The following is a 23,176-nucleotide window of genomic DNA, read 5'->3' as shown; positions in this document are numbered from 1 at the left end:
AGGAGCACGATGCCCCGCCTGCGTGAGGTCCCCCGCGCCGAGGTCACCGACGAGCGGATCCTCTACTTCTACGACCACCTGTTCGCCCCCGACCGGGACCCGGCCGTCGACCACGGCACCGCGACCGGGTCGCCCGGCGACTGGTGGACGGTGTTCGCCCAAGACCCGGACGTCTTCAAGCACGCGGTGCGCGGCTTCGCGCTCTACCGCAACGCCTCGCTGGACCCGGCGCTGCGCGAGCTGGGGCAGTGCCGGGCCGGCTGGGCGCGCGGCAGCCAGTTCGTCTTCTCGCAGCACTGCAAGCAGATGCGCGCGCTGCACATGCCCGAGGAGAAGATCCAGGCGATCCCGCACTGGCAGACCGCCGACTGCTACACGCCCCTGGAGCGCGCCCTGCTGGCCTACACCGACGGGCTCGTGCTGGACGGCGGGCGCGTCCCCGACCAGGTCTTCGACGTGCTGCGGGAGCACCTCTCCGACAGGGAGATCCTGCAGTTCACCTACATCACCTGCATGTACGAGATGCACGCCACGATGTCCAAGGCGCTGCGGCTGGAGTTCGACGACCGGCCCGAGGCGGTCGAGGAGGTCGCCGCGCCGGAGGGCTACGGCGACCGGGACATCTCCGCCGACCTCACCGGCGGCTGACGCGGCCGGCGCTCCGAGCGGACGGGGACGCCCCGCGCATCCGGCCGGATGCGCGGGGCGCCCCCCGTTCACGTCAGCCCGCGTTGTTGAGCTTGAGGCCCGGCCGCGGCCAGCCCTCGATCTTCAGCAGCTTCCCGGTGCTGGACGCGGTGACGTACGCGGTGCGCAGGTCCTTCCCGCCCCAGCAGATGTTGGTGATGCCCGGGTCGTCGTCCACGTCGATCTCGACGAAGTCGACCAGGCGGCCCTTCGGGCTCACCACCGAGATGCCCGCGTGGATCATGGACGCCACGTTGACGTTGCCGTGCGCGTCCACGCCGAGCGAGTCGAAGTTGGTGTAGTCGGGCGCGGTGTAGAGGAAGTTGCCGTTCCCCGAGCCGCCCAGCGACCGGCCGCCCTCGATCTTCCCGGGGCCGGTGACGTCCCACCACCACACCCGCGCGGTGTAGGTCTCGCTGACGTACAGCCGCTTGCCGTCGGGGGACAGGCCGATGCCGTTCGGACCCTCCATCCCGCCGGCGAGCATCGTGATGGACGAGCCGTCGGCCTTGGCGTAGAACAGGCGGCCCTTGTCGCCGGTGACGCCGTCGCTCTTGCCGTAGTCGGTGAAGTAGATCCCGCCCTGGTCGTCGAACACCAGGTCGTTCGGGCCGCGCAACCGCTGGTCGCCGGCCTTCGTGTACAACGTCTCGACCGAGCCGTCCGACAGGTCCACGGCCTGGATGCTGCCGGTGGTGTAGTCGTCGGGGATGCCCCCGGCGAACACGAACCCGCCGACCTCGAAGCGGCGCAGGCCGCCGCAGTTGGCGATGTAGACCCGGCCGTCCGGGCCGAGGGCGGCGCCGTTCGGGCCGCCGCCGACCTCGGCGGCCACCGAGGTGGTGCCGTCCGGCCTCACCCTGGTCAGCGTGCCGCGGTGGATCTCCACCACCAGCACGTCGCCGTCCGGCAGCGCGACCGGGCCCTCGGGGAACAGCAGCCCGTCCGCCAGTGTCGTGATCCTCATTCTCGTCCTCCCCTTCCGCGGGCGCCGGTCCCGCCCGTGCTCGTCCCGCCCGTGCTCGCCCGGCCGGGCGAACGCGGCGGTGGACAGCCCCGCCGCCGCGATCCCCAGCCCTGACAGCAGCGCCCGGCGCGATGGCCGGCCGTGCGGCCCGCCGCCGGGCGCCGCCGTGTTCTCAGGCGTGCTCAAAGTCCGCCCCTTCGCGTGCGTGGGTCCCCGAGGGCATGCCGCGGCACGGCTCAAGGGCCGTGGGGCGGCGGGGACCGAAGATCTCCCTCGGGACTAGATTGCACGCAATGTGGGCCGAAATCCAGGGTTACGGTCGAAAAAATCCGGAGATTGTATGCAAGTCAGATCGTTCCGGCCTCCGCCAGCCCGTCCAGCTCCGCCGTGCCGAGCCCGAGCAGCCCGCCGTACACCTCGGCGTTGTGCTCGCCCAGGGACGGGCCGAGGCTGCGGACCTCGCCGGGGGTGCCCGACAGCTTCGGGAAGACGTTGTGCATCGGGAAGTCGCCGAACTCCGGATGCGCCATCCGGATGATCGCCTCGCGCGCCTTGTAGTGCGGATCGGCCAGCATGTCCTTGGCGCGGTACGTGAGCCCCGCCGGGACGCCGTTCTCGTGCAGCAGCTCCAGCAGCGGCCCCGACTCCTGCCCGGCCGTCCACGCGCCGATCAGCTCGTCCAGCTCCCCGGCGTTGGCGCCGCGCGCGCCGTGCGTCGCGAAGCGCTCGTCGTCCGCCAGCTCGGGACGGCCCATGAGGTCCGACAGCCGCCGCCAGATCGTGTCGCGGTTGGCGGCGATGAGGACGGGCCCGTCCTTGGTCGGGTAGACGTTGCTCGGCGCGACGTTGGGCAGCACCGAGCCGGTCCGCTCGCGCTGGTAGCCGGCGATGTCCCACTCGGGGATCAGCGACTCCATCATCGCCAGCACCGCCTCGTACAGCGCCGAGTCGACGACCTGCCCGCGGCCGGTGCGGTGGCGCGCGTGCAGCGCGACCAGCGTGCCGATCGCGGCGAACGTGCCGGCCAGCTCGTCGCCCAGCGAGATCCCGGCCCGCGACGGCGGCCGGTCCGGGTCGCCGGTCACGTACCGGATGCCGCCCATGGCCTCGCCGATCGAGCCGAAGCCCGCGCGGGGCGCGTACGGGCCGTCCTGGCCGTACCCGGTGACCCGGGTGATGATCAGCTTGGGGTTCGCGGCCTGGAGCGTCTCGGGCGACAGGCCCCAGCGCTCCAGGGTGCCCGGCCGGAAGTTCTCCACCAGCACGTCCGCCTCGGAGATCAGCCGCCGGGCCAGCTCCTGCCCCTCGGGGGTGCGTAGGTTCAGCGTGACCGACTTCTTGTTGCGGGCGAGGATCGGCCACCACAGCGACTTGCCGTGCGGCTTCTCCCGGCCCCACTCGCGCATCGGGTCGCCGGCGCCCGGCGGCTCGATCTTGATGACCTCGGCGCCGAAGTCGCCGAGCAGCTGGCCGCAGAACGGCCCGGCCAGCAGCTGGCCCATCTCCACGACCCGCAGGTCGCCGAGGGCGCCGGGGGCGCCGGAAGCGCTGGGGGAGTCGCTCATCGTTCCTGGTCCTCTTCCTCTTCGGTGAGATGTGCCGCCGCCGCGCGGATGTGCGCGCGCATCACCGACTCGGCCCACGCGGGGTCGCCGGCGGCGATGGCGGCGACGAGCTCGCGGTGGTGGTTCATGCTGCGGGCCATGGCGTCCGGGGCGTACCGGTGGAAGGTGCCGAGGATCAGCGGCGCGTGCATCACCGAGGTCAGCATGCCGGGCAGCCGCCCGTTGCCGGACGCCTCGATGATCGCCGCATGGAACCCGCCGTTCAGCCGGGCCACCAGGTCGAGGTCGCCCTCGGCCGCCGCGCGCTCCATCGCCGCGCACCGCTCGCGCAGATCGTCCAGGACGGCCGCGTCCTGGCCCAGCCGGGCCGCGCGCGCCGCCGCGTACGGCTCCAGCAGCGCGCGCAGCTCGAAGATCTCCGCGAGGTCCTGCCGGGTCCAGCGCGCCACCCGGGCGCCCCGGTGCGGCAGCACCTCCACCAGCCCGTCCGCGCCGAGCCGCTGCAGCGCCTCCCGCACGGGCGTGCGCGACAGGCCCAGCGTCTCGGCCAGCTCCGCCTCGCCGAGGCGGCTGCCCGCCCCGGCCTCGCCGGAGAGGATCATCTGGCGCACCGCCTCGTAGGCGATGTCGGTAGCGCGGGGCATGGTTCCTCCTGCCGGTTATTGCATGCAATATAGTCCAGTGGTGACCAATAATGGGCGAGAGGGGTCTGAGTTGCATACAACAGTGCTCGAAGTCGGTCCGCGCGACGGCCTCCAGAACGAGCCCCGCGCGCTCTCGCCCGAGGACAGGATCGCGTTCATCACCCGCTGCGTCGAAGCGGGACTGAAGCGGATCGAGGCCGTGTCGTTCGTCAACCCCAAGCGCGTGCCCCAGATGGCGGGCGCCGAGGAGGTCATGGCGGGCGTGCCACGCCGCCCGGGCGTCTCCTACAGCGGCCTGGTCCTCAACCGGCGCGGCCTGGACCGCGCCCTGGCGGCCGGGGTGGACGAGGTGAACGTCGTCGTGGTCGCGTCCGACACGTTCTGCGTCCGGAACCAGGGCTGCACCACCGCGGAGGCGCTGGACGCCTGGGACGGCATCGCCGCCGCGGCGGCCGAGGCGGGCGTCCCCGCAGCGATGACGATCGCCGCCGCGTTCGGCTGCCCGTTCGAGGGGGAGACGCCGCCGGAGCGCGTCGCCGAGATCGCCCGCCGCGCGCACGCGGCCGGCGCGGCCGAGATCGCCCTCGCCGACACCATCGGCGTCGGCGTCCCCGCCCAGGTCCGCGACCTGACCCGGCGCGCCCGCGCGGCCGCGCCCGGCACGCCGCTGCGCTTCCACTTCCACAACACCCGCAACACCGGGTACGCCAACGCCCTAACCGCCGTGGACGAGGGCGTCACGATCCTGGACGCCAGCACCGGCGGGTTCGGCGGCTGCCCCTTCGCCCCCGCCGCCACCGGCAACATCGCCACCGAGGACCTCCTGTACGCCCTGCACCGCGGCGGCGCCGAGACCGGCGTGGACATGGAGGCCGTCGCCGCCACCGGGACCTGGCTCGGCGGACTCCTCGGCACGCCGCCCCCCGCGCTCCTCGGCCGCGCCGGGCCGTTCTGACATCGCGCGCGCTGTCGGAGGCGGATGCCAGGATGAGGGGATGACGGAACGGCCCTGCCTGCTCCTCCTGGACGGCCACTCGCTGGCCTACCGGGCGTTCTACGCGCTGCCCGTGGAGAACTTCAGCACGAGCGCGGGCCAGCCGACCAACGTCGTGTACGGGTTCGCCAACATGCTGGCCAACGCGCTGCGCGACGAGCGGCCGACGCACGTCGCGGTGGCGTTCGACGTCTCGCGGCGGACGTTCCGCACCGAGGCGTACCCCGGCTACAAGGCCAACCGGGCGCGGTCGCCGGAGGAGTTCCACAGCCAGCTCGGCGTCCTCGACCGGCTGCTCGCGGCGATGAGCGTGCCCGCCGTGCGGGCGCCCGGGTACGAGGCCGACGACGTGATCGCCACGCTCGCCACGCGGGCGGCGGCGGCCGGCCACCGGGTGCTGATCATCACCGGCGACCGGGACGTCCTCCAGCTGGTCGGGCCCGACGTCACCGCGCTGTACTTCTACCGGACCGCGGCGGAGATGATCCGCTACACGCCCGAGCTGGTCCAGGAGAAGTACGGCCTCACGCCGAGCCAGTACCCCGACTTCGCGGCGCTGCGCGGCGACCCGTCCGACAACCTGCCGAGCATCCCCGGCATCGGGGAGAAGACGGCCGCCAAGTGGATCCGCGAGTACGGCACCCTCGGCGCGCTGCTGGAGCGCATGGACGAGGTGAAGGGCAAGGCCGGGGAGCGGCTGCGGGCCGCGGCGGAGACCGTGCGGACCAACCGGCGGCTCACCGAGCTGGTCCGCGACGTCGACCTCCCGGTCGACCTGGACGGCCTGCGGCGCCGCCCGTACGACCTGCCCGCGTTCACCGCGCTGCTGGACGAGCTGGAGTTCCGCAACGCCAGCATCCGCCAGCGGCTGTTCGCGGCCGATCCCGGCGGCGGCGGGGAGCCGGAGGGGCGGGCCGAGCCGCTCAAGGGGCGCGAGCTGGCACCGGGCGAGCTGCCGGAATGGTTCCGCACGCGGGCGGGCGGCGGCCCGGTCGGGCTGGCCGCCGATCAGTCGTGGGCCCGCGGCGAGGGCGAGATCACCGGGATCGCGCTGGCCACCGGCGACGGCTTCGCGGCCTGGTTCGATCCGGCCGCGATGACCGCCGCGGACGAGCGGGCCTTCGCCGGCTGGCTCGCCGACCCGGAGCGCCCCAAGGCGCTGCACGACGTGAAGTCGCTGCTGCGGGTCTTCGGCCCGCGCGGCTGGACCCCGGCCGGCGTCACCGCCGACACGGCCGTGGCCGCCTACCTGCTGCTGCCGGGCCTGGCCGCGTACGGCATCGCCGACCTGGCCGCCCGCCACCTGGGCCGCCGCCCGGCCGGCGAGGGGCCCGCCGGGCTGATGCTCCAGGCGCGCGCCGTGCTGGAGCTGGCCGGCCGGTTCACCGCCGAGCTCCGCGACACCGGCATGGACCGGGTCATGACCGAGGTCGAGCTGCCGCTGGCCGCCCTGCTCGCCCGGATGGAACGGGCCGGCGTCTTCGCGGACGCGGCGGCGCTGCGCGCCCTGGAGGAGCGGTTCGCCGCCGCGATGGAGCGCGCCGCCGGCGAGGCCGCGCGGATCGCGGGCCGCCCGTTCAACCCGGGTTCGACCAAGCAGCTCCAGGAGGTCCTGTTCGGCGAGCTGGGGCTGCCGAAGACCAAGAAGATCAAGTCGGGGCACTCCACCGACGTGGACGCGCTGACCTGGCTGGCCACCCAGACCGACAACGGCATGCCGCAGGTCCTGCTGCACCACCGCGACCAGTCCCGGCTGCGGATGACGGTGGCCGGGCTGATCCGGGAGATCGGCGCGGACGGCCGGATCCACACCACATTCCAGCAGACCGTCGCCGCCACCGGCCGGCTCACCTCGACCGAGCCCAACCTCCAGGTCATCCCGATCCGCACCGAGGAGGGCCGCGACATCCGCCGGGTCTTCCTGCCGGGCGAGGGCTACGAGGCGCTCATGACCGCCGACTACAGCCAGCTCGAACTGCGCGTCATGGCGCACCTGTCCGGGGACCCGTTCCTGCTGGAGGCGTTCGCGTCCGGCGAGGACCTGCACACCACGATGGCCGCGCGGGTCTTCGGCGTCGAGCCCGGCGCCGTCACCGCCGGGATGCGGCGCCGGATCAAGGCGATGTCGTACGGCCTGGCGTACGGGCTGTCGGCGTTCGGCCTGGCGAAGCAGCTGGGCGTCGCGGTGGCCGAGGCGCGCCCGCTGATGGACGCCTACTTCGAGCGCTTCGGCGGCGTCCGCGACTTCCTGGACCGCGTCGTCGAGGAGGCCCGCCGCACCGGCTACACCAGGACGCTCCTCGGCCGCCGCCGCTACCTGCCGCACCTGTCCAGCGACAACCGGCAGCGCCGCGAGACCGCCGAGCGGATGGCGCTCAACGCCCCGATCCAGGGCTCGGCCGCCGACATCGTCAAGATCGCCATGCTCCGGGTCGACGAGGCGATCGCGGCGGCCGGGCTCCGCAGCAGGCTGCTGCTCCAGGTCCACGACGAGTTCGTGCTCGAGGTGGCCCCTGGTGAACGGGCCGCGCTGGAGGACGCCGTCCGCACCGGCATGACCGGCGCGTACCCGCTCAGCGTGGGCCTGGAGGTCGCCGTGGGCACCGGCGCCGACTGGAACGCCGCCGCCCACTGACGGCGCGCCGCCGATTCCGGGCGTTCCTGGGGGTGCGGTCCTCGCGCTTTCCCGCGGGCGTGGTCAGCGGCTGTCGCGCTTCCCCTGGCGGCGGGCCCCGGCGGCGCGCGTCGAGGCGCGCTGCTTGGCCAGGACCGGCTGCTCGGGCGTGCGGTCGAGCCGCTGCGACTGCATCGGCACCACCGCCTCGTCCGGCGCCTTCCCGGGCCCGGAGCTCCGGACGGCCCGCACCGCCTCCAGCCGCTCGGCCTTGAGCGCGGTGGCGCTGCGCCGGGCGGCGGTGGCCAGGTAGCGGCTGACCCGGGCGAGCGCGTCCTCGAAGACCTCCGCCTTCTGGGCGTTCCGGCGGTTCTTGGGCCGGGCCCTGCCGCGCCCGCCGACCTCCGCGACCCGGCCGGCGGCCTCCCGCCGGTAGAGCTTGACGTGCTTGTTGCGGGCACGCCGGATCCGGGCGTGCAGCTCCAGCAGATCGTCCTCCTCCATGCCCTCGAGCCGGTCCCGCTCCGTCTCCCGGACCAGGTCCTTCTCGCTCTCGGTCATCGAGTTGAGCAGCGCCTTCACGCCGGTCCCCTTTCTGCTGGCGAACGCGTGGCGGGGGACACCGTTGGTCTTCTGGTCCTGCCCGGGGGCCGTCCGGGTTACACCCCCGGTGGTCCTAGTCGCCCCCGCCTCCGCCGCCCCCGCCGCCCCCGCCGTCGTCTCCGTCGTCTCCGCCGGCCCAGAACCAGTTACGGAGGGTGCTGTGGGTGGGATCGCTCCCGCTCCGCCCGAACCGGGGCGCCTCGGGAGGCTCCGGGACGGGATTCTCGAACGCCCGCCGGATCGCGGCGTCCTCGATGCCCGCCGTTCCCGCCGCCGCGACCCGGCGCAACGGGTCGGACGACGCCCGCTCCCGCTCCGCGAGCCGCTCCCGCGCCTCGAGCCCCGCCCGGGCCCGGCCGCGCCGCCACGGCGCCGCGAACCGCGACCCGGGCAGGAACCCCTCGGCGCTCAGCCGCCGCCCGACCTCGCGGACCGCCGCGGACCGCGCGATCTGCTTGAGCGCGGGGGCGAGCAGCGCGCCCTTCGACGGTACGGCGCCGTACGCGGCCTCCTCCACGGCGTCGCGGGGTTCGCGCCGGACGACCCGGAGCCGGGCCCGGGCCGCCCAGATCCGGAGCCGGCCGTCCCGGTGCAGGGCCAGCAGCGCCACCATGGCCACGCGCTCCGGACCGCCGCACAGGTAGGCGATCTCGTAGTGGTCCAGTTCCGCGTCGTCGCGCATCGCGCACCTCCCGGCCGTCGCGGCGGACGCCGCATGATCGTCTCAATATGGCAGCGGCCGCCGGGAAGGAAAGGGTCAGCCGACCCGATCTCCGGGCTGGCAGCATCCGGCCACCTGGCGGTCGGTGGCGTAGGCTGATCCGTCCGGTGTGAGGCACGTTACTTACCATGTGGTAGAAAATGGTGGTGGATAAGATGATCGCGCCCGCCCTCGTGCCCCTGCCGCAGCGGTTCTCGGCGGATGAGGACTCCGGGCCCCCGCCGCACCTCCCGTCCGGCCTCCGGATCGCGGTGCCGTCCGGAGAGCTGCGAGAGCTGGGCGCGGCCGTCGCCGGCCTGCTCGGGAGGCTGCACGGGATCGAGCCCGCCGTCCAGATCGGCGGGGAGGGCGACCTGACGCTGGTCCAGGCCCCGGACCCGGCGGGCGGCGTCGAGAGCGTCCAGGGGATCGACCCCCTCGACCGCGCCGACGGCGACGCCCGCGAACGCTACGAGCTGACGGTGGGGGAGCGCGGCGCCGTGGTGACCGCGTGCGCGCCGGAGGGCCTCTTCCGCGGCGCCACCACGTTCGCGCAGCTGGTCCGGCCGGACGCGGCCGGCGGGCTCACCGTCCCCCGCGTGCGGATCGCGGACGGACCGGCACTGGCCTGGCGCGGCCTGTCGCTGGACGTCGTCCGCCGCTTCTTCACGGTCGCCCAGGTGAAGAAGGTCATCGACCTGCTGGCGCTGTACAAGTTCAACGTCCTGCACCTGCACCTGTCCGACAGCCAGGCGTGGCGGCTGCGGATCGACGCCTGGCCGCGCCTCACCGACCCCGCGCACTGGCCCGCCGGCGAGCTGACCGCCGGGGACGGGCGGCCCTACTACACGCAGGACGACTACCGCGAGATCGTCGCCTACGCGGCGGACCGGTTCGTCACGGTCGTCCCGGAGCTCGACATGCCCGGGCACGTCCTCGCGGCCGTGCGCGCCTACCCCGAGCTGCAGGGCGGCAAGGAGACGCCGCACGAGCTGCTGGCCTACCTCGACCCCGAGGCCGAGGCCACCGAGCGGTTCGTCCGCGACGTGCTGGCCGAGGTCGCCGCCCTCACGCCCGGCCCGTACCTGCACGTCGGCGGCGACGAGGCGTTCGGCATGCCGGACGACCTGTACGCCGCGTTCACCGCCCGCGCGCTGGAGATCGCGCGCGGCACCGGCAAGAAGGTGGTCGGCTGGCAGGAGACCGCCCGGTCCGGGGCGCTGACCTCCGCCGACCTGGTGCAGGCGTGGATCGGCGCCGGGGACGAGTTCGACCTCGCGGCCGCCCGCGAGCGCACGCCGGCGGCGTACCACGGCCTGCTGGAGAGCATGGCGGAGGCGTTCGCCCAGGCGGAACGGGACGTGCCGGCGGCCGTCGCGGCGGGCGTTCCGGTGCTGGCCTCGCCGAGCAGCTTCCTGTACCTGGACCGCCGCTACGCCGAGGACTCGCTGAACCCCGGCCAGAACGAGCGGCGCGCCCGGGTCGGGCACGATTCGTACCCGGTCCGCACCTGCCGCGAGCTGTTCGGCTGGCGGCCGGGCGAGCTGCCGGAGATCCCCGCGGGCGCGCGGATCGCCGGGGTAGAGGCCGCGGTCTGGTGCGAGTCGGTCAGGGACTTCGACGACCTGGCGTTCCTGCTGCTGCCCCGGCTGGCGGCCATCGCCGAGAAGGCGTGGACGCCGGCCGCCACCGACTGGCACGCCTACCGGGCCCGGGTGGCTACCCACCCGGCCTGGTGGGAACGGCTGGGCCTGAACGACTACTACCGCTCGACCGAACTCTTCACCTGACCGCGCCCGCGGCACCCTGCGCTGAGTCCTGGCGTGTCCCGCCCGTCTCCACGATCTCGCCGCGGTCGATCACCGCCACCCGGTGGCTGACGAACCGGATCACGGCCAGGTCGTGCGAGACGAACAGGTACGCGACGCCGGTCTGCTCCTGGAGCTCCAGCAGCAGGTCGAGGACGGCCTGCTGGGTGGTGAGGTCGAGGGCCGAGACGGGCTCGTCGCACACGATCAGCTTCGGCCCGATCGCCAGCGCGCGGGCGATGGCCACCCGCTGCCGCTGCCCGCCGGAGAACTCCCGCGGCAGCCGCCCGGCGGCGTCGGACGGCAGCCGCACCCGGTCGAGCAGGCCGGCGACGCGGCGGCGCGCGTCCGCCTTCCCGCGCCCTTGGGCCAGCAGCGGTTCGGCGAGCGTGTCGCCGACGGTACGGGACGGGTTCAGCGACGTGTACGGGTCCTGGAACACGACCTGCACGTCGCGGCTCAGCTCGCGCCGCCGGCGCCGGGTCGCCCGTTCGATGCGCTCGCCCGCGAAGGTGATGGTCCCGGACCGGACCGGCACCAGCCCGAGGACGGCGCGCCCGATCGTGGTCTTGCCCGACCCGGAGGCGCCGACGAGCCCGAGCGTCTCGCCCGGCCGCACGCCCAGCGAGACGCCGCGCAGCACGTCGGTACGCGGCGCGCGCCATCCCTTGCCGGGGAACGAGACATGCAGATCCTCGATGGTCAGCAGCTCACCGTTCACGACTGCTCCCTCCTCCCGGACCCTCCACGGAGTCCACGGGGTCGCCGGTCTCCGCGGGGCGCCACGGGGCGCGGGCGGGGGCATCGTCCAGGACCGCGCCGAGCAGCCGCCGCGTGTACGGCTCGCGCGGTGCGCCGAGGATCCGCTCGGCCGGGCCGGTCTCCACGATGCGGCCGTCGTGCATCACGGCCACGCTGTCGCACAGGTCCGCGACGACGCCGAGGTTGTGGGTGACCAGCAGGACGCCGAGTCCGCGCTCCTTCTGCAGGCGGCGCAGCAGCCCGAGCACCTCGGCCTGCACCATGACGTCCAGCGCGGTCGTCGGCTCGTCGGCGATCAGCAGCTTCGGGTCGCAGGACATCGCCCCGGCGATCAGCACCCGCTGCGCCATGCCGCCGGAGATCTCGTGCGGGTACGACCGGAACGTCCGCTCCGGGTCGGCGATCTCCACCATCCGCAGCAGGTCGAGCGCGCGCCGCTTCGCCTCGGCCCGGGAGATCCCGAGCTTGTGCCGCATCGGCTCCACGAGCTGGCTCCCGACGGTGAACGACGGGTCCAGGTTGGTCATCGGCTCCTGCGGGACGTACGCGACGACGTCCCCGCGCAGCGCCCGGTGCTCCCGCTCGGGCAGCCCGACGACCTCCCGGCCGCCGATCGTGACGCTGCCGCCGCTCACGCGGCCGCCCTCCGGCAGGATCCCGAGGATCGAGAACGCGGTCTGCGTCTTGCCGGAGCCGGACTCGCCGACCAGCCCGACGATCTCCCCTTCGCGGACGTCGAGGTCCACGCCGCGCACGACGTCCTTGGACCCGTCCGGCACGGCGTACGAGACCGTCAGCCCGCGGACCGACAGCAGGCCGGCGCGCCCCTCCGCGTCCGTGCCCGCGCCGGCCGGCGCCGGAGCGGTCGCCGCCCGCCGGGCGCGGCGGCGGGACGGCTCGCGCCCGCGGTCCTCCAGCGCGTCGCGCAGCGCCCCGGCCAGCAGGACCAGGGACGCGTTGGTGAGGCCGAGCGCGAGCCCCGGCCACAGGATCGTCAGCGGGGCGCGCTGCATGTTCTGGAACGCCTCGTTCAGCATGGCGCCCCAGGTCGGGGTGTCGCCGCTGCCGATGCCGAGGAACTCCAGCCCGGCCTGCAGCCCGATGGCCAGCCCGGCGATCAGCGCGGTCTGGATGATGATCGGCGCGCGCACCACGACCAGCACGTGCCGTGCCACGATCCGGGCGTCGGTCAGCCCGGACACCCGCGCGGCGTCCACGTACAGCTCGTTGCGGACGCCGGACACGATCCCGCGCACCAGCCGGAAGAAGCCGGGCGCGACCAGGACGCCGAGGACGACCATCAGCACCCACACGGTGGGGCCGAGGATGGCGCGGGAGGCCAGCAGCACCACCATCGCCGGCAGCGCCATGACCAGGTTCACCGTCCAGCTCGCCGCGGCGTCCAGGCGGCCGCCGCGGTAGCCGGCCAGCAGCCCGGCCGGGACGCCGATCGCCAGCGCGACCAGCAGCGCGATGGCCGCGCCGCCGAGGGTGTTGCGGCCGCCGTGCAGCAGCCGCGCCAGGACGTCCCGCCCGGCGGAGTCGAATCCGAGCGGGTGGCCGCCGCTCGGCCCGCCGAACGAGTCGGCCAGGTCGCCGGCGCCGGGGTCGTGCGGGCTGATCAGCGGGGCCAGCACCACGGCGGTCACGATGACCGCCAGGACGGCCGCGGAGACCAGGCCGAGCGGGTTGCGCAGGAGGCGCCGCAGGGCGGTCACGAGACCCTCGCCTTCGGGTTGAGCCAGCCGATGAGCAGGTCCACCACCAGGTTGATCAGGATCACGCCGAGCACGGTGAACATGACCAGCCCCATGATCACGGGGATGTCGCCGCGGGTGGTGTACGTGACGGTCATGGCGCCGACGCCGGGCAGCCCGAAGATCTGCTCGACCAGGACGGCGCCGCCGAGCAGCGCGACGAACTGGAGGCCGAGCACGGTCAGCGCGGGCGCGGCCGCGTTGCGCAGCACGTGCCGGAACAGGATCCGGTGCGGCGGCAGGCCGCGCGCCCGCAGCGTGCGGACGTAGTCCTGGCGCAGCACGTCGATCACCGCGCCGCGCACCTGCTGGGACAGGCCCGCGACGGAGACGACCGACAGCGACGCGACCGGCAGCGTGATCGTGGACAGCCAGCCGGGCACCGACTCGGTCAGGCCGATGTAGCCGATGGCCGGGAACCAGCCCAGCCGCACCGCGAACACCAGCACGATGATCAGCGTGACCAGGAAGCCCGGCAGCGCGTACCCGATCACGCCGAGGACCTGCACGAACCGGTCAACCGCGCCGCGGCGCACGCCGGCCCAGACGCCGAGCAGCAGCGACAGCGCGGCGGTGACCAGCGTGACGCCGGCCATCAGGCTGGCCGTGACCGGCAGCCGGGTGGCGATGGCCTGCAGCACGTCCTCGCCGGTGAACCAGGAGGTGCCGAAGTCGCCGCGGACCGCGCCCGCCAGCCAGTCGCCGTACTGGGCGAGGACGGCGCGGTCCAGGCCCAGCTCGGCGTTCTTGGCGTCGACGAGGTCCTGCGGGGCCGCCGAGCCGAGGAGCTGGCGGCCCACGTCGGCGTCCGGGATCGACAGCAGCAGGTAGGAGAGGAAGGAGATCACGAACAGCAGCACCGCTCCCGCCGCGATCCTCCGCAAGGCGAAGCCCAGCATCGTTCCGCCCGGCTACTTGGCGGGGGAGTAGTTGTAGATCGACGGCAGCGCCATGCCCTCCTGCGGCGTGATCTTCACCGAGCCGTCCGAGACGTGCAGGTACGACATCCGGTAGAAGGGCACGAACCACGCCTCCTTGACCAGGTGCTCGTTGAGCGCCCGCAGGTCGCCGCGCGCCTGCTCGGCCTCGGCGGCCTGGATCCTCGGCACCAGGCCCTTGATCCGGTCGTCCATGGTGCCGAACATGTTGAACGTGCCGGGCAGCACCAGCTCGCCGATGGTGATCCAGTCCGTGGCGGGCTGCCCGTTGTTCATCACCATGCCGGGGTACCGCCGGTCGGTGAAGATCTTCCGGATCGCCGACTGGTCGACGTTCTCCCAGGTGAGCTTGACGCCGATGGCGCCCAGGTCGGCCTGGAGCGAGGAGGCGAGCGCGTCGGGCACGATCGCCGGGATGCGCGGCAGCTTCAGCGCGAAGCCGTTCTCGTGGCCGGCCTGCTTGAGCAGCTCCTTCGCCTTCGCCGGGTCGTGCGCGTAGTAGGAGTCGAACCGCGGGTCGTACGCCTTGGTCCCGGTCCCGAAGATCTGGTTCGTGACCTTGCCGCGGCCCTGCCGGATCTTGCTCAGCATGGTGTCGCGGTCGATGGCGTGGTTGAGCGCCTGCCGGACGCGGGCGTCCTTGAGCGCAGGGACGAGCGCGCCGCCGCGGTCGAAGAGCAGCAGGCTCTGCACGTCGAACTCCTGCTTGACCGTCTTCACCCCGGCGGCCGACTCGATGCTGATCTGCTTGTCGGCGTCCTGCAGCACGGCGGCGTTGATCTGCTTGGTGCGGATGCCGTTGACGATCGCGGTCTCGTTGTTGAAGTAGCTGAACGTGAGCGTCTTGTACGGCAGCTTCGCGCCCCAGTAGCGGGGGGCGGCGGTGAAGACCCAGCGGGTGCCGATCGCGGTCTGCTTCGCGTCCAGGTCGTACGGGCCGGTCCCGTCGGGCCTGGTCTTCAGCGGATCGCCCGGCTTGGCGAAGCTCGCGGGGTTGGCCATGAGGCCGGCCGCGTCGCTGAGGTAGAAGAGCATCGCGGGGTTGGGCTTGGACAGCTTCATAGTCACGTGCGTCGCGTCGGCGACCTCGATGGACTTCACGTCCTGCAGCGTCCTGGCCTGGGAGCCCTTCTTCTTGGCGAAGCGCTCCATGTTGGCCTTGACCGCCTTGGCGTCGAAGGCGGAGCCGTCGTCGAACTTCACGTCGCCGCGCAGCGTGAGCCTCAGTTCGGTGCGGTCGGCGTTGTACTCCCACTTGGTGGCGAGCATCGGGCTGAACGAGCCGTCCGGTTCGCGCTTGAGGAGCGTGTCGTAGGCGGCCTGGAAGAACGGCAGGGCGCTGCCGCCGGCGTCGGCCGGGTCGAGGCTCTGCGGCAGCGTCAGCGTGGCGATCTTGAGCGTGTCCGAGCCGCCGCCCGCGCCGCCGCCGGCGTCCGCGCATCCGGTGAGGCCGGCGGCCGCGGCGGCGCAGGCGGCGGCGAGGGCGGCGCCCTTGGTGATCTTTCGCATGGAAGTGGCTCCCTATGGCACGGCGGGACGGCCGTTTCGACGGAGATTCGACGAGGGTGCGGTGAGCATACATGCGAAACTAACCACGTGGTAGGTTTTGCTCGCGGTCGAGGGAAGCCGCAGGCCGTACGGTTGGCGCAGCACCGTTCCGCACGACGCGCCCGCCCGTCCCAGAGAGGCCCCCATGACCGAGCAGAACCCGCGCCGCCCGGCACAGCGCCCGCCCCGCCGTCCCGCTCGCCCTTCGAAGGGCGAGCGGACGCGTGCGAGCATCCTGGACTCGGCGACCGAGCTGTTCTCCAAGTCGGGCTTCCACGCGGTGTCGCTGCGCGACATCGCCGCGCACGCGGGACTGACGCACGCGGGGCTGCTGCACCACTTCCCGGGCAAGGAGGCGCTGCTCATCAAGGTGCTCGGCCGCCGCGACCGGGCCGACGCGCGGTACCTGTTCGCCCCGGGCGTCGAGGAGCGCCCCGCGGAGCTGATCGACATCGTGCTCGGGATCGTCGCGCGCAACATGCGCACCCCCGGGCTGGTCGGCCTCTACGTGAAGATCTCCGGCGAGGCCGCCGACCCCGAGCACCCGGCGCACGAGTACTTCGTCCAGCGCTACCGGGTGCTGCGCGCCCGGCTCACGGACGCGTTCGCGGCGCTGTTCGCCGCGGCGGACCCGCCGCTCGACCACGACCCGGCGGTCGTCGCGCGGCAGTTCCTGGCCCTGATGGACGGCCTCCAGACCCAGTGGCTGCTCGACCCGGACGCGATCGACATGCACGCCGACGCGGTGGCCTTCGTCCGCCGGATCGGCCTGGACATCGAGATCTCGCCGACCCCACTCGTCCTCTCCGAGACAGAGACCGAGACCGACCCCGACTCCTGAGGTAACGCATGACGCCTGGACCCGCCGACAAGCCGTTCGAGAAGCTCACCCTGGAGGAGAAGGCGTCCCTGACCTCCGGCAGGGACACCTGGCACACGACCGGCCTGCCCGGCACGCTGCGCCCGCTCACCCTGGCCGACGGGCCGCACGGGATCCGCCGCCAGGTCAAGGGCTCGGGCGACGCGCTCGGCCTCACCGACAGCGTTCCCGCGACCTGCTTCCCGCCCGCCGTCACGCTCGGCTCGTCCTGGGACGCCGGCCTGGCCCGCCGGGTGGGCGCGGCGCTCGCGCGGGAGGCGTCCGCCCTCGGCGTCGACGTCGTCCTGGGCCCGGGCGTCAACATCAAGCGCTCCCCGCTGTGCGGCCGCAACTTCGAGTACTTCTCCGAGGACCCGCACCTGACCGGCGTCATGGCCGCCGCCGTCGTCGACGGCGTCCAGTCGCTCGGGATCGGCGCCTGCGTCAAGCACTTCGCGGTCAACAACCAGGAGACCGACCGCATGCGGGTCAGCGCCGAGGTGGACGAGGCGACGCTGCGCGAGATCTACCTCGCGGCGTTCGAGCGGATCGTCCGCGGGAGCGCGCCCGCCATGGTGATGTGCTCGTACAACAGGATCAACGGCGTGTACGCGAGCGAGAACCGCTGGCTGCTCACCGAGGTGCTCTGCGAGGAGTGGGGCTTCGACGGGGTCGTGGTGTCCGACTGGGGCGCCGTGAACGACCGGGTGGCCGCGCTGGAGGCGGGGCTCGACCTGGAGATGCCGCCGACCCGTACCGACCAGGAGATCGTCGACGCGGTCCGGGACGGGCGGCTCGCCGAGGAGGCCGTCGACCGCGCCGCCGGGCGCCTGCGCGCGCTCGCCGGGCGGCTGGACGGCGCGGGCCGCTTCGAGGACTGGGACGCCGCCGCCCACCACGAGCTGGCCCGCGAGGCGGCGCGCGCCTCGGCCGTCCTGCTGAAGAACGACGGCGGCGTCCTCCCGCTCGACCCGCGGGCGCGGCAGCGCGTGGCCGTCATCGGCGAGCTGGCCGCCACGCCCCGCTACCAGGGGCACGGCAGCTCGCACGTCGTCCCGACCCGGCTCGACTCCGCCTGGGACGCCCTGAACGCGGCGGCCGGCCCGGAGACGACGCTGACCTTCGCCGCCGGCTACCGGCTGGACGGCGCCGCGGACGCCGGGCTCGCGGGCAGTGCGGCCGCCGTCGCCGGGGCGGCCGATGTCGCGCTGGTCTTCCTCGGCCTGCCCGACGAGGCCGAGTCCGAGGGCTTCGACCGGACCACGCTCGACCTGCCGGCCGTCCAGACCGACCTGCTGCGCGAGGTCGCGGCCGCCTGCCCGCGGGTGGTGGTCGTGCTGGCGAACGGCGGTGTCGTGACGGTGTCCGAGTGGCAGGACTCCGCCGCGGCGATCCTGGAGGCGTGGCTGCCCGGCCAGGCCGGCGGAACGGCGATCGCCGACCTGCTTCTGGGCGCGCACAGCCCGTCCGGCCGGCTCACCGAGACGATCCCGGAACGCCTCGCCGACGTCCCCTCGTACCTGCACTTCCCGGGCGCGGACGGGCGCGTGGTGTACGGCGAGGGCCGCTACGTCGGCTACCGCCACCACGACACCCTGGAGACCGCCGTCGCCTACCCGTTCGGGCACGGCCTCACCTACACGCGCTTCGAGTACGCCGACCTGGCCGTGCGGGAGACCGGCCCCAACGCGTGGACGGTCGAGTGCACCGTCACCAACACCGGCGAACGGGCCGCCGCCGAGGTCGTCCAGCTGTACGTGGCGTTCGACGAGGAGCGCCCCACCCGGCCCCGGCACGAGCTGCGCGGCTTCGCGAAGACCGAGCTGGAGCCGGGCGCGGCCGCGCGCGTGTCGTTCGCGCTCACCGGCCGTGACATCGCCCGCTGGTCGGCGGCGCGCGGCGGCTGGCGGATCGACCCGGGCCGCTTCACCGTTGAGGTGGGCGCCTCGTCCCGCGACATCCGGCTGCGCGCGGAGCTGGAGACGCCCGGCGACGGGTACGCCGCGCCGCTCGGCCGGATGTCCACCCTCGGCGAGTGGCTCGACCACCCGGTGGGCCGCCGGGTGCTGCTGGCGCGGCTCGGGAACGCGCCGGGGCTGACGGGCGCCGCCCAGGGATCGCCCGCGCTGTTCGAGCTGGCCCGCGGCATCCCGCTGGCCAAGTTCGGCACGTTCGGCATCGGCCTGAGCGGCGACGTCGTGGACGAGCTGGTCGCCGAGGTCGCGGCCGGCGCCTAGGGCAGCCCGCCGGCCCGGGCGACCCCGCCCAGCCAGCGGGCGCTCGGCTTGACCGTGCGCGCGAACGTCCGGCGGTCCACCGCGACCAGCCCGAAGGTGGGCCGCCAGGACCCCCACTCGTAGTTGTCGAGCAGGGACCAGTGCAGGTAGCCGCGCACGTCGGCGCCATCGGCCATCGCCGCGTGCAGGCCTTCCAGCGCCCCGGTCGTGTACTCGACGCGCTCGGCGTCGTCCGCGGTGGCGATCCCGTTCTCGGTGACCAGGATCGGCACGCCCGGCACCCGCGCGGCCGTGTGCCGGACGGCGCCGCCGAGCGCCTCCGGGTAGAACTCCCAGCCCATGAGCGTGCGGCGGGCGCCGGCCGGGACCGGCAGCGCCCCGTCCCGGCCGACCAGGACCCGGGTGTACGCCTGCACGCCGACGAAGTCGTCGTCCGCCGCGACGTCCAGGAACCGGTCCTCGCGCGGCCACGCCCACGCGTCGCGCTCGGCCTCCGCCCCGCCGGCGGCCTCGAAGTTCTGGTTGGCGACCGTCCAGCCGGACTTCGGCCCGGTCCCGGCCAGCTCCTCGCGCGCGGCCCGGTGCGCGGCGATCAGCGCGTCGGCCACCTCGCGGTCGGGGGGCGGCAGGGCGCCGGCGGCGTTCTCCTCGCGCTCCCCGGCGCCCCTGGAGATGCCGGCCATCATCGCGAGCATGTTCGGCTCGTTGATGGTGCAGACCCACTCGACGCCGCCGAGGATCGGCAGGACGGCGCGCACGTAGCGGCGGAACCGGCCGGCCGCCTCCGGCGCCCGCCATCCGCCGGCCTTCTGGAACCACAGCGGGCTGGTGAAGTGGTGCAGCGTCACCACCGGGGTGAGGCCGCGGCCGAGGCAGCCCTCGATCAGCCGGCGGTAGTGCGCGAGCACGGCCGCCGAGAACTCGCCCTCCGCCGGCTCCACCCGGGCCCACTCGACGCTGAAGCGGTACGCGGTGAGCCCGAGGTCCCGCACGATGTCGAGGTCCTCGCGCCAGCGGTGGTAGCCGTCGCAGGCGTCGCCGCTGCGCTCGGGCAGCACGCCGGGCCGGTGCTCCAGCGCCCAGAAGTCGCTGGCGACGTTGTTGCCCTCGGTCTGGTGGGCGCTGCCCGCCGCCCCCCACAGGAACCCGTCCGGGAACGAGATTCGCACGCTGCTCTCCTTGGCCGCTCGGCGATGTCGGTCTGGCGGCAAAAACCTACCACTTGGTAAGATTTGGGCTCTCGTCGCCGCCGTGCGTCCACCCCCCGGCTCCTGGAGCGCCCATGCCCGCACGCCCCAAGTCCCGCGCCGCCGCCGCGCTCTCCGTACCGCTGCTGGCCACGACCCTGGCGGCGGTCCCCGCCCCCGCGTCGGCCGCCGCCTACACCGTGCGGGAGCTGAGCTTCGGCGTCCGCGTCGGCCCCGGCGGCGACCGGTCCTGCACCGTCGTCGCCGACCTCTACCGGCCCGCCACCGGCGGGAAGCGGGCACCGGCGGTCCTCACGACCAACGGGTTCGGCGGCTCCAAGGACGACCTCGCGGGAACGGCCGAGGCGTTCGCCGCGCGCGGCTACGTCGTCCTCGCGTACTCGGGCCTCGGCGCCGGCGGCAGCGGCTGCCGCATCACCCTCGACCACCCCGACCACGACGGCCGCGCCGCCCGGCAGCTCGTCGACTTCCTCGCCGGGACCCGCGCGGCCGCCGACGGGACGCGCCTGGACGCGGTCCGGCTGGACGCGCCCGGCGACCCGCGCGTCGGGATGATCGGCGGCTCGTACGGCGGCGGCGCCCAGTTCGCCGCGGCCGGCGTGGACCCGCGCATCGACGCGCTCGTCCCGATCGACACCTGGAACGACCTGCGCTACTCCCTGGCCCCCAACAACGAGCTGACCGCGGCGGGCGAGCGCACCACCGAGCCCGGCGCGACCAAGCTGCTGTGGGGGCTCGGCTTCTTCGCCCTCGGCGCCGTCCGCGGCGTGGAGGGCGCCGGGACCGACCCGTCCCGGCTGGCCGGCTGCCCCAACTTCCCGACCGCGCTGTGCGCGGCCGTCGCCGAGAGCCTCGTGCACGGCGTGCCGCGCCCCGCGAGCCTGGACTACCTGCGGGCGGCGTCGGTCGCGTCGTACATGCCGCGGATCAAGGCGCCCGTCCTCCTCGTCCAGGGGCAGAACGACACCCTGTTCACCCTCCAGGAGGCCACCGCGACGTACCGCGCCCTGGCCGCGCAGGGCACCCCGGTCAAGATGATCTGGCACTCGGGCGGGCACAGCGGGCCCAGCGCGCCCGGCGACATCGACCTGGAGCACCCGTCGGACAACTACGTCGGCAGGCGCGCGCTGGCCTGGTTCGACCGCCACCTCAAGGGACTGCCCGCCGACACCGGGCCCGGCTTCGCCTACTTCCGCCCCTGGGCGCGGTACGAGGGGAACGCCGCCCCCGCCTACAGCAGCGCCGCGCCGAAGCCCGTGCGGTTCTACCTGTCCGGGAAGGACCGCCTGGTCAGCACCAGGTCCGAGGTGACCGCGGGCCGCGCGTCGTACCGCAACCCGCTCGGCTTCTGGCCGACGTCGTTCTCCGAGCTGTCGCTGCTGCAGGGCGCCCTCGACGGCGTGCCGCCCGGCGACGCGCCCGGCACGTTCGCCGGCTGGACCAGCGCGCCCCTGGCCAAGGACACGGATGTGGTCGGGGCGCCGACCCTGTCGGTCCGGCTGTCCTCGCCCGCCGCCGAGCGCGGCCAGCGCCGCGGCGTGGACGGGCGGCTGGTGCTGTTCGCCAAGCTGTACGACGTCGCGCCCGACGGCTCCGCCACCCTCGCCCACCGGCTGGTGTCCCCGGTCCGCGTCGGTGACGTCCGGAAACCGCTGAGCATCCGGCTGCCCGGGATCGTCCACCGCTTCGCCGCCGGCCACCGGCTCCGGGTCGTGATCGCCTCCAGCGACCTGTCGTACCTCGGCAACCGCGCCGTCCTGCCGGTGACCGTCCGCACCGACCCGAGCCGTCCCGGCGTTCTGACCGTGCCCGCCGGCTGACGCGGGGCGGCCTTTACCGGCCGCTGGGACCTGTTCCGCGATGAACGGGAAGGACCCGTTCCGGAGGTGCTCTCGTGGACAGGAAAGCGAAGGTCAGGACGGCCGCGGCGGCGCTGGCGGGCGCGCTGCTGCTCGGCGGCTGCGCCGGGGACGCCGAGAACGCGGCCCCGGCGGCGCGACGGTCGACCCCGGTGCCCGCCGGCGGGGCGGCGGCGGAGCTGCAGCAGCGGTACGAGGAGATCGTCGACGCCGTGCTGCCGTCCGTCGTCAAGATCGACACGGGCGAGGGGGAGGGCTCGGGCGTCGTCTACGACGGCAACGGCCACATCGTCACCAACGCCCACGTCGTCGCCGGGGCCGAGGAGATCGAGGTGACGGCGGCCAGCGGCGGCGCGCCGCTGAAGGCGAGCCTCGTCGGCGCCTTCGCCGCCGACGACCTCGCCGTGGTCAAGGTGCCGGGCGGGAAGCTGCGCGCGGCCGCGTTCGACGACTCCGGCAAGGCGCGGGTCGGGCAGATCGTGCTGGCGATGGGCAACCCGCTCGGCCTGTCCGGCAGCGTCACCAACGGCATCGTCTCCGCGCTCAACCGGACGGTGTCGACGCAGCGGCAGGGCGCGTTCCCGGGCTCGACGATCGCCGAGGCCATCCAGACCAGCGCCCCCATCAACCCCGGCAACAGCGGCGGCGCGCTGGTCACCCTGTCCGGCAAGGTGGTCGGCATCCCCACCGCGGCCGCCTCCGACCCGGGCATGGGCGGCGCGGCCACCGGCATCGGCTTCGCCACCCCGAGCAACACGGTGAAGCGGATCGTCCCGCAGCTCATCGAGAACGGCGAGGTCACGCAGTCCGGCCGGGCCGCGCTCGGCGTCGTCGTACGGACGATCATCGATCCGCAGAGCGGCCGGGAGTCCGCGGTGGCGGTGGCCGAGGTCACGCGGGGCGGCGGCGCGGCCAAGGCCGGGATCCGGGAGGGCGACCTGATCCTGTCGGTGAACGGCACCGCGACGCCCAGCCAGACCGCGCTGTCCACGGTGCTCGCCGAACTCAAGCCCGGCGACACGGTGAAGGTCCGGACCCAGAGCCCGGACGGCTCCAAGAAGGAGGTGGACGTGACCCTCGGGGAACTTCCGGACGCCGGCTGAGCCCGCGCGGATTCATCGCGCGATCCAGGGGTAGGCGCCCGGAAACGCCGTACCCGAACCACGAGGAGGACCCGTGGGCACGCAGGAGACCGGTCAGGTGACCGGCACCAAGGACAAGGACTACAACATCATCTGGTTCGTGGAGGCATGCCTGAGCAACACGCTCCGGCTGGAGACCTACATCAAGGACGCCGAGCGCGACGGCGACACCGAGCTGGCCGAGTTCTTCCGCAAGGCGCAGGGCGAGAGCCACAAGGGCGCCGAGCAGGGCAAGCAGCTGCTGCGCAAGCGCCTCGGCTGACCCGCGCCGCCGGGAAGACCGG

At 74.0% G+C, this 23,176-nt stretch carries 18 protein-coding genes and 1 pseudogene; 9 read left to right on the top strand and 10 right to left on the bottom strand.

From position 1 onward, the window contains the following. Window positions 1-9: 9 nt before the first annotated feature. Entirely contained in the window at window positions 10-648 is a 639-nt protein-coding gene (locus tag ACA361_RS08285) for a carboxymuconolactone decarboxylase family protein (protein ID WP_375011222.1), read from the top strand. Between the two features lie 73 nt (window positions 649-721). On the opposite strand, the gene ACA361_RS08280 is transcribed toward ACA361_RS08285, so the two are convergent. The 3 genes from ACA361_RS08280 to ACA361_RS08270 all read right to left on the bottom strand — a co-directional run bounded on the left by ACA361_RS08280 (window position 722) and on the right by ACA361_RS08270 (window position 3,863). Next, window positions 722-1,840: an SMP-30/gluconolactonase/LRE family protein gene (locus ACA361_RS08280; protein WP_375011221.1), complete on the bottom strand. Its 1,119-nt coding sequence runs from the start codon at window positions 1,838-1,840 to the stop codon at window positions 722-724. Window positions 1,841-2,001: 161 nt separating this feature from the next. Then, the gene (locus tag ACA361_RS08275; RefSeq protein ID WP_375011220.1) at window positions 2,002-3,219 is read right to left on the bottom strand and encodes a CaiB/BaiF CoA transferase family protein; all 1,218 of its coding nucleotides are present in this window, start codon (window positions 3,217-3,219) and stop codon (window positions 2,002-2,004) included. Further along, window positions 3,216-3,863: a GntR family transcriptional regulator gene (locus tag ACA361_RS08270; RefSeq protein ID WP_375011219.1), complete on the bottom strand. Its 648-nt coding sequence runs from the start codon at window positions 3,861-3,863 to the stop codon at window positions 3,216-3,218. The genes ACA361_RS08275 and ACA361_RS08270 overlap by 4 nt, the downstream gene beginning before the upstream one ends. 22 nt (window positions 3,864-3,885) lie before the next feature. Here ACA361_RS08270 and ACA361_RS08265 point away from each other — a divergent pair, with 22 nt between their 5' ends. Both ACA361_RS08265 and polA read left to right on the top strand, forming a co-directional pair. Next, window positions 3,886-4,818, top strand: a complete 933-nt coding sequence (locus ACA361_RS08265) for a hydroxymethylglutaryl-CoA lyase (protein ID WP_375011218.1) — start codon at window positions 3,886-3,888, stop codon at window positions 4,816-4,818. A gap of 40 nt (window positions 4,819-4,858) precedes the next feature. After that, complete coding sequence (polA, locus tag ACA361_RS08260; protein WP_375011217.1) at window positions 4,859-7,492, top strand: DNA polymerase I; 2,634 nt, start codon at window positions 4,859-4,861, stop codon at window positions 7,490-7,492. Between the two features lie 63 nt (window positions 7,493-7,555). Here polA and ACA361_RS08255 read toward each other — a convergent pair whose 3' ends face one another. Both ACA361_RS08255 and ACA361_RS08250 read right to left on the bottom strand, forming a co-directional pair. After that, window positions 7,556-8,053 carry a hypothetical protein gene (locus tag ACA361_RS08255; protein WP_375011216.1) on the bottom strand — a complete coding sequence of 166 codons (498 nt, stop codon included), beginning with the start codon at window positions 8,051-8,053 and terminating at the stop codon, window positions 7,556-7,558. A gap of 94 nt (window positions 8,054-8,147) precedes the next feature. After that, a pseudogene (locus tag ACA361_RS08250) lies at window positions 8,148-8,759 on the bottom strand (TIGR04222 domain-containing membrane protein); the annotation flags it as partial. 191 nt (window positions 8,760-8,950) lie between these two features. On the opposite strand from ACA361_RS08250, the gene ACA361_RS08245 reads away from it, so the two are divergent. Continuing rightward, complete coding sequence (locus ACA361_RS08245; protein ID WP_375011989.1) at window positions 8,951-10,564, top strand: beta-N-acetylhexosaminidase; 1,614 nt, start codon at window positions 8,951-8,953, stop codon at window positions 10,562-10,564. On the opposite strand, the gene ACA361_RS08240 is transcribed toward ACA361_RS08245, so the two are convergent. From ACA361_RS08240 to ACA361_RS08225, 4 genes are read right to left on the bottom strand one after another with little or no spacing between them, the layout of a single operon-like run. Further along, window positions 10,557-11,303, bottom strand: coding sequence for an ABC transporter ATP-binding protein (locus ACA361_RS08240; protein WP_375011215.1), 747 nt, complete (start codon window positions 11,301-11,303; stop codon window positions 10,557-10,559). The genes ACA361_RS08245 and ACA361_RS08240 overlap by 8 nt on opposite strands. After that, window positions 11,293-13,062, bottom strand: coding sequence for a dipeptide/oligopeptide/nickel ABC transporter permease/ATP-binding protein (locus tag ACA361_RS08235; protein WP_375011214.1), 1,770 nt, complete (start codon window positions 13,060-13,062; stop codon window positions 11,293-11,295). The genes ACA361_RS08240 and ACA361_RS08235 overlap by 11 nt, the downstream gene beginning before the upstream one ends. Next, window positions 13,059-14,000, bottom strand: coding sequence for an ABC transporter permease (locus ACA361_RS08230; RefSeq protein ID WP_375011213.1), 942 nt, complete (start codon window positions 13,998-14,000; stop codon window positions 13,059-13,061). Before ACA361_RS08230 ends, ACA361_RS08235 begins: the two co-directional genes overlap by 4 nt. A gap of 12 nt (window positions 14,001-14,012) precedes the next feature. After that, a complete protein-coding gene (locus ACA361_RS08225) occupies window positions 14,013-15,548 on the bottom strand; it encodes an ABC transporter substrate-binding protein (protein ID WP_375011212.1) in 1,536 nt (511 codons plus the stop codon). Between the two features lie 184 nt (window positions 15,549-15,732). Between ACA361_RS08225 and ACA361_RS08220 the strand changes: the two genes are divergently transcribed. Both ACA361_RS08220 and ACA361_RS08215 read left to right on the top strand, forming a co-directional pair. Then, on the top strand, window positions 15,733-16,428 hold the full coding sequence (locus tag ACA361_RS08220; protein ID WP_375011211.1) for a TetR/AcrR family transcriptional regulator: 696 nt from the start codon (window positions 15,733-15,735) through the stop codon (window positions 16,426-16,428). An 8-nt stretch (window positions 16,429-16,436) separates the two neighbouring features. Next, window positions 16,437-18,683 (top strand): glycoside hydrolase family 3 C-terminal domain-containing protein, encoded by a 2,247-nt coding sequence (locus ACA361_RS08215; RefSeq protein ID WP_375011210.1) that lies wholly within the window; start codon window positions 16,437-16,439, stop codon window positions 18,681-18,683. On the opposite strand, the gene ACA361_RS08210 is transcribed toward ACA361_RS08215, so the two are convergent. Beyond that, complete coding sequence (locus ACA361_RS08210; protein ID WP_375011209.1) at window positions 18,680-19,852, bottom strand: glycoside hydrolase family 1 protein; 1,173 nt, start codon at window positions 19,850-19,852, stop codon at window positions 18,680-18,682. The two genes, ACA361_RS08215 and ACA361_RS08210, sit on opposite strands and share 4 nt — an antisense overlap. Before the next feature lie 113 nt (window positions 19,853-19,965). Here ACA361_RS08210 and ACA361_RS08205 point away from each other — a divergent pair, with 113 nt between their 5' ends. From ACA361_RS08205 to ACA361_RS08195, 3 genes are all read left to right on the top strand, one after another. Beyond that, the gene (locus ACA361_RS08205; RefSeq protein ID WP_375011208.1) at window positions 19,966-21,711 is read left to right on the top strand and encodes a CocE/NonD family hydrolase; all 1,746 of its coding nucleotides are present in this window, start codon (window positions 19,966-19,968) and stop codon (window positions 21,709-21,711) included. Between the two features lie 74 nt (window positions 21,712-21,785). Beyond that, the gene (locus ACA361_RS08200; RefSeq protein ID WP_375011207.1) at window positions 21,786-22,853 is read left to right on the top strand and encodes a S1C family serine protease; all 1,068 of its coding nucleotides are present in this window, start codon (window positions 21,786-21,788) and stop codon (window positions 22,851-22,853) included. 73 nt (window positions 22,854-22,926) lie between these two features. Next, complete coding sequence (locus ACA361_RS08195) at window positions 22,927-23,154, top strand: hypothetical protein (RefSeq protein ID WP_375011206.1); 228 nt, start codon at window positions 22,927-22,929, stop codon at window positions 23,152-23,154. Window positions 23,155-23,176 lie beyond the last annotated feature (22 nt).

The organism is Actinomadura sp. 21ATH (genome assembly GCF_041951345.1).
Lineage (GTDB): Bacteria > Actinomycetota > Actinomycetes > Streptosporangiales > Streptosporangiaceae > Spirillospora.
Note: the sequence above shows the minus strand (reverse complement) of the source record. Positions and strands in the feature narration are given on the sequence as shown.

What these genes read in the sequence shown, in the direction of transcription:
- ACA361_RS08285 (WP_375011222.1), top strand. Translation starts at nt 10, where the DNA reads ATGCCCCGCCTGCGTGAGGTCCCCCGCGCCGAGGTCACCGACGAGCGG.
- ACA361_RS08275 (WP_375011220.1), bottom strand. Translation starts at nt 3,219, where the DNA reads ATGAGCGACTCCCCCAGCGCTTCCGGCGCCCCCGGCGCCCTCGGCGAC.
- ACA361_RS08270 (WP_375011219.1), bottom strand. Translation starts at nt 3,863, where the DNA reads ATGCCCCGCGCTACCGACATCGCCTACGAGGCGGTGCGCCAGATGATC.
- ACA361_RS08265 (WP_375011218.1), top strand. Translation starts at nt 3,886, where the DNA reads ATGCAATATAGTCCAGTGGTGACCAATAATGGGCGAGAGGGGTCTGAG.
- polA (WP_375011217.1), top strand. Translation starts at nt 4,859, where the DNA reads ATGACGGAACGGCCCTGCCTGCTCCTCCTGGACGGCCACTCGCTGGCC.
- ACA361_RS08245 (WP_375011989.1), top strand. Translation starts at nt 8,951, where the DNA reads ATGATCGCGCCCGCCCTCGTGCCCCTGCCGCAGCGGTTCTCGGCGGAT.
- ACA361_RS08230 (WP_375011213.1), bottom strand. Translation starts at nt 14,000, where the DNA reads ATGCTGGGCTTCGCCTTGCGGAGGATCGCGGCGGGAGCGGTGCTGCTG.
- ACA361_RS08225 (WP_375011212.1), bottom strand. Translation starts at nt 15,548, where the DNA reads ATGCGAAAGATCACCAAGGGCGCCGCCCTCGCCGCCGCCTGCGCCGCC.
- ACA361_RS08220 (WP_375011211.1), top strand. Translation starts at nt 15,733, where the DNA reads ATGACCGAGCAGAACCCGCGCCGCCCGGCACAGCGCCCGCCCCGCCGT.
- ACA361_RS08215 (WP_375011210.1), top strand. Translation starts at nt 16,437, where the DNA reads ATGACGCCTGGACCCGCCGACAAGCCGTTCGAGAAGCTCACCCTGGAG.
- ACA361_RS08205 (WP_375011208.1), top strand. Translation starts at nt 19,966, where the DNA reads ATGCCCGCACGCCCCAAGTCCCGCGCCGCCGCCGCGCTCTCCGTACCG.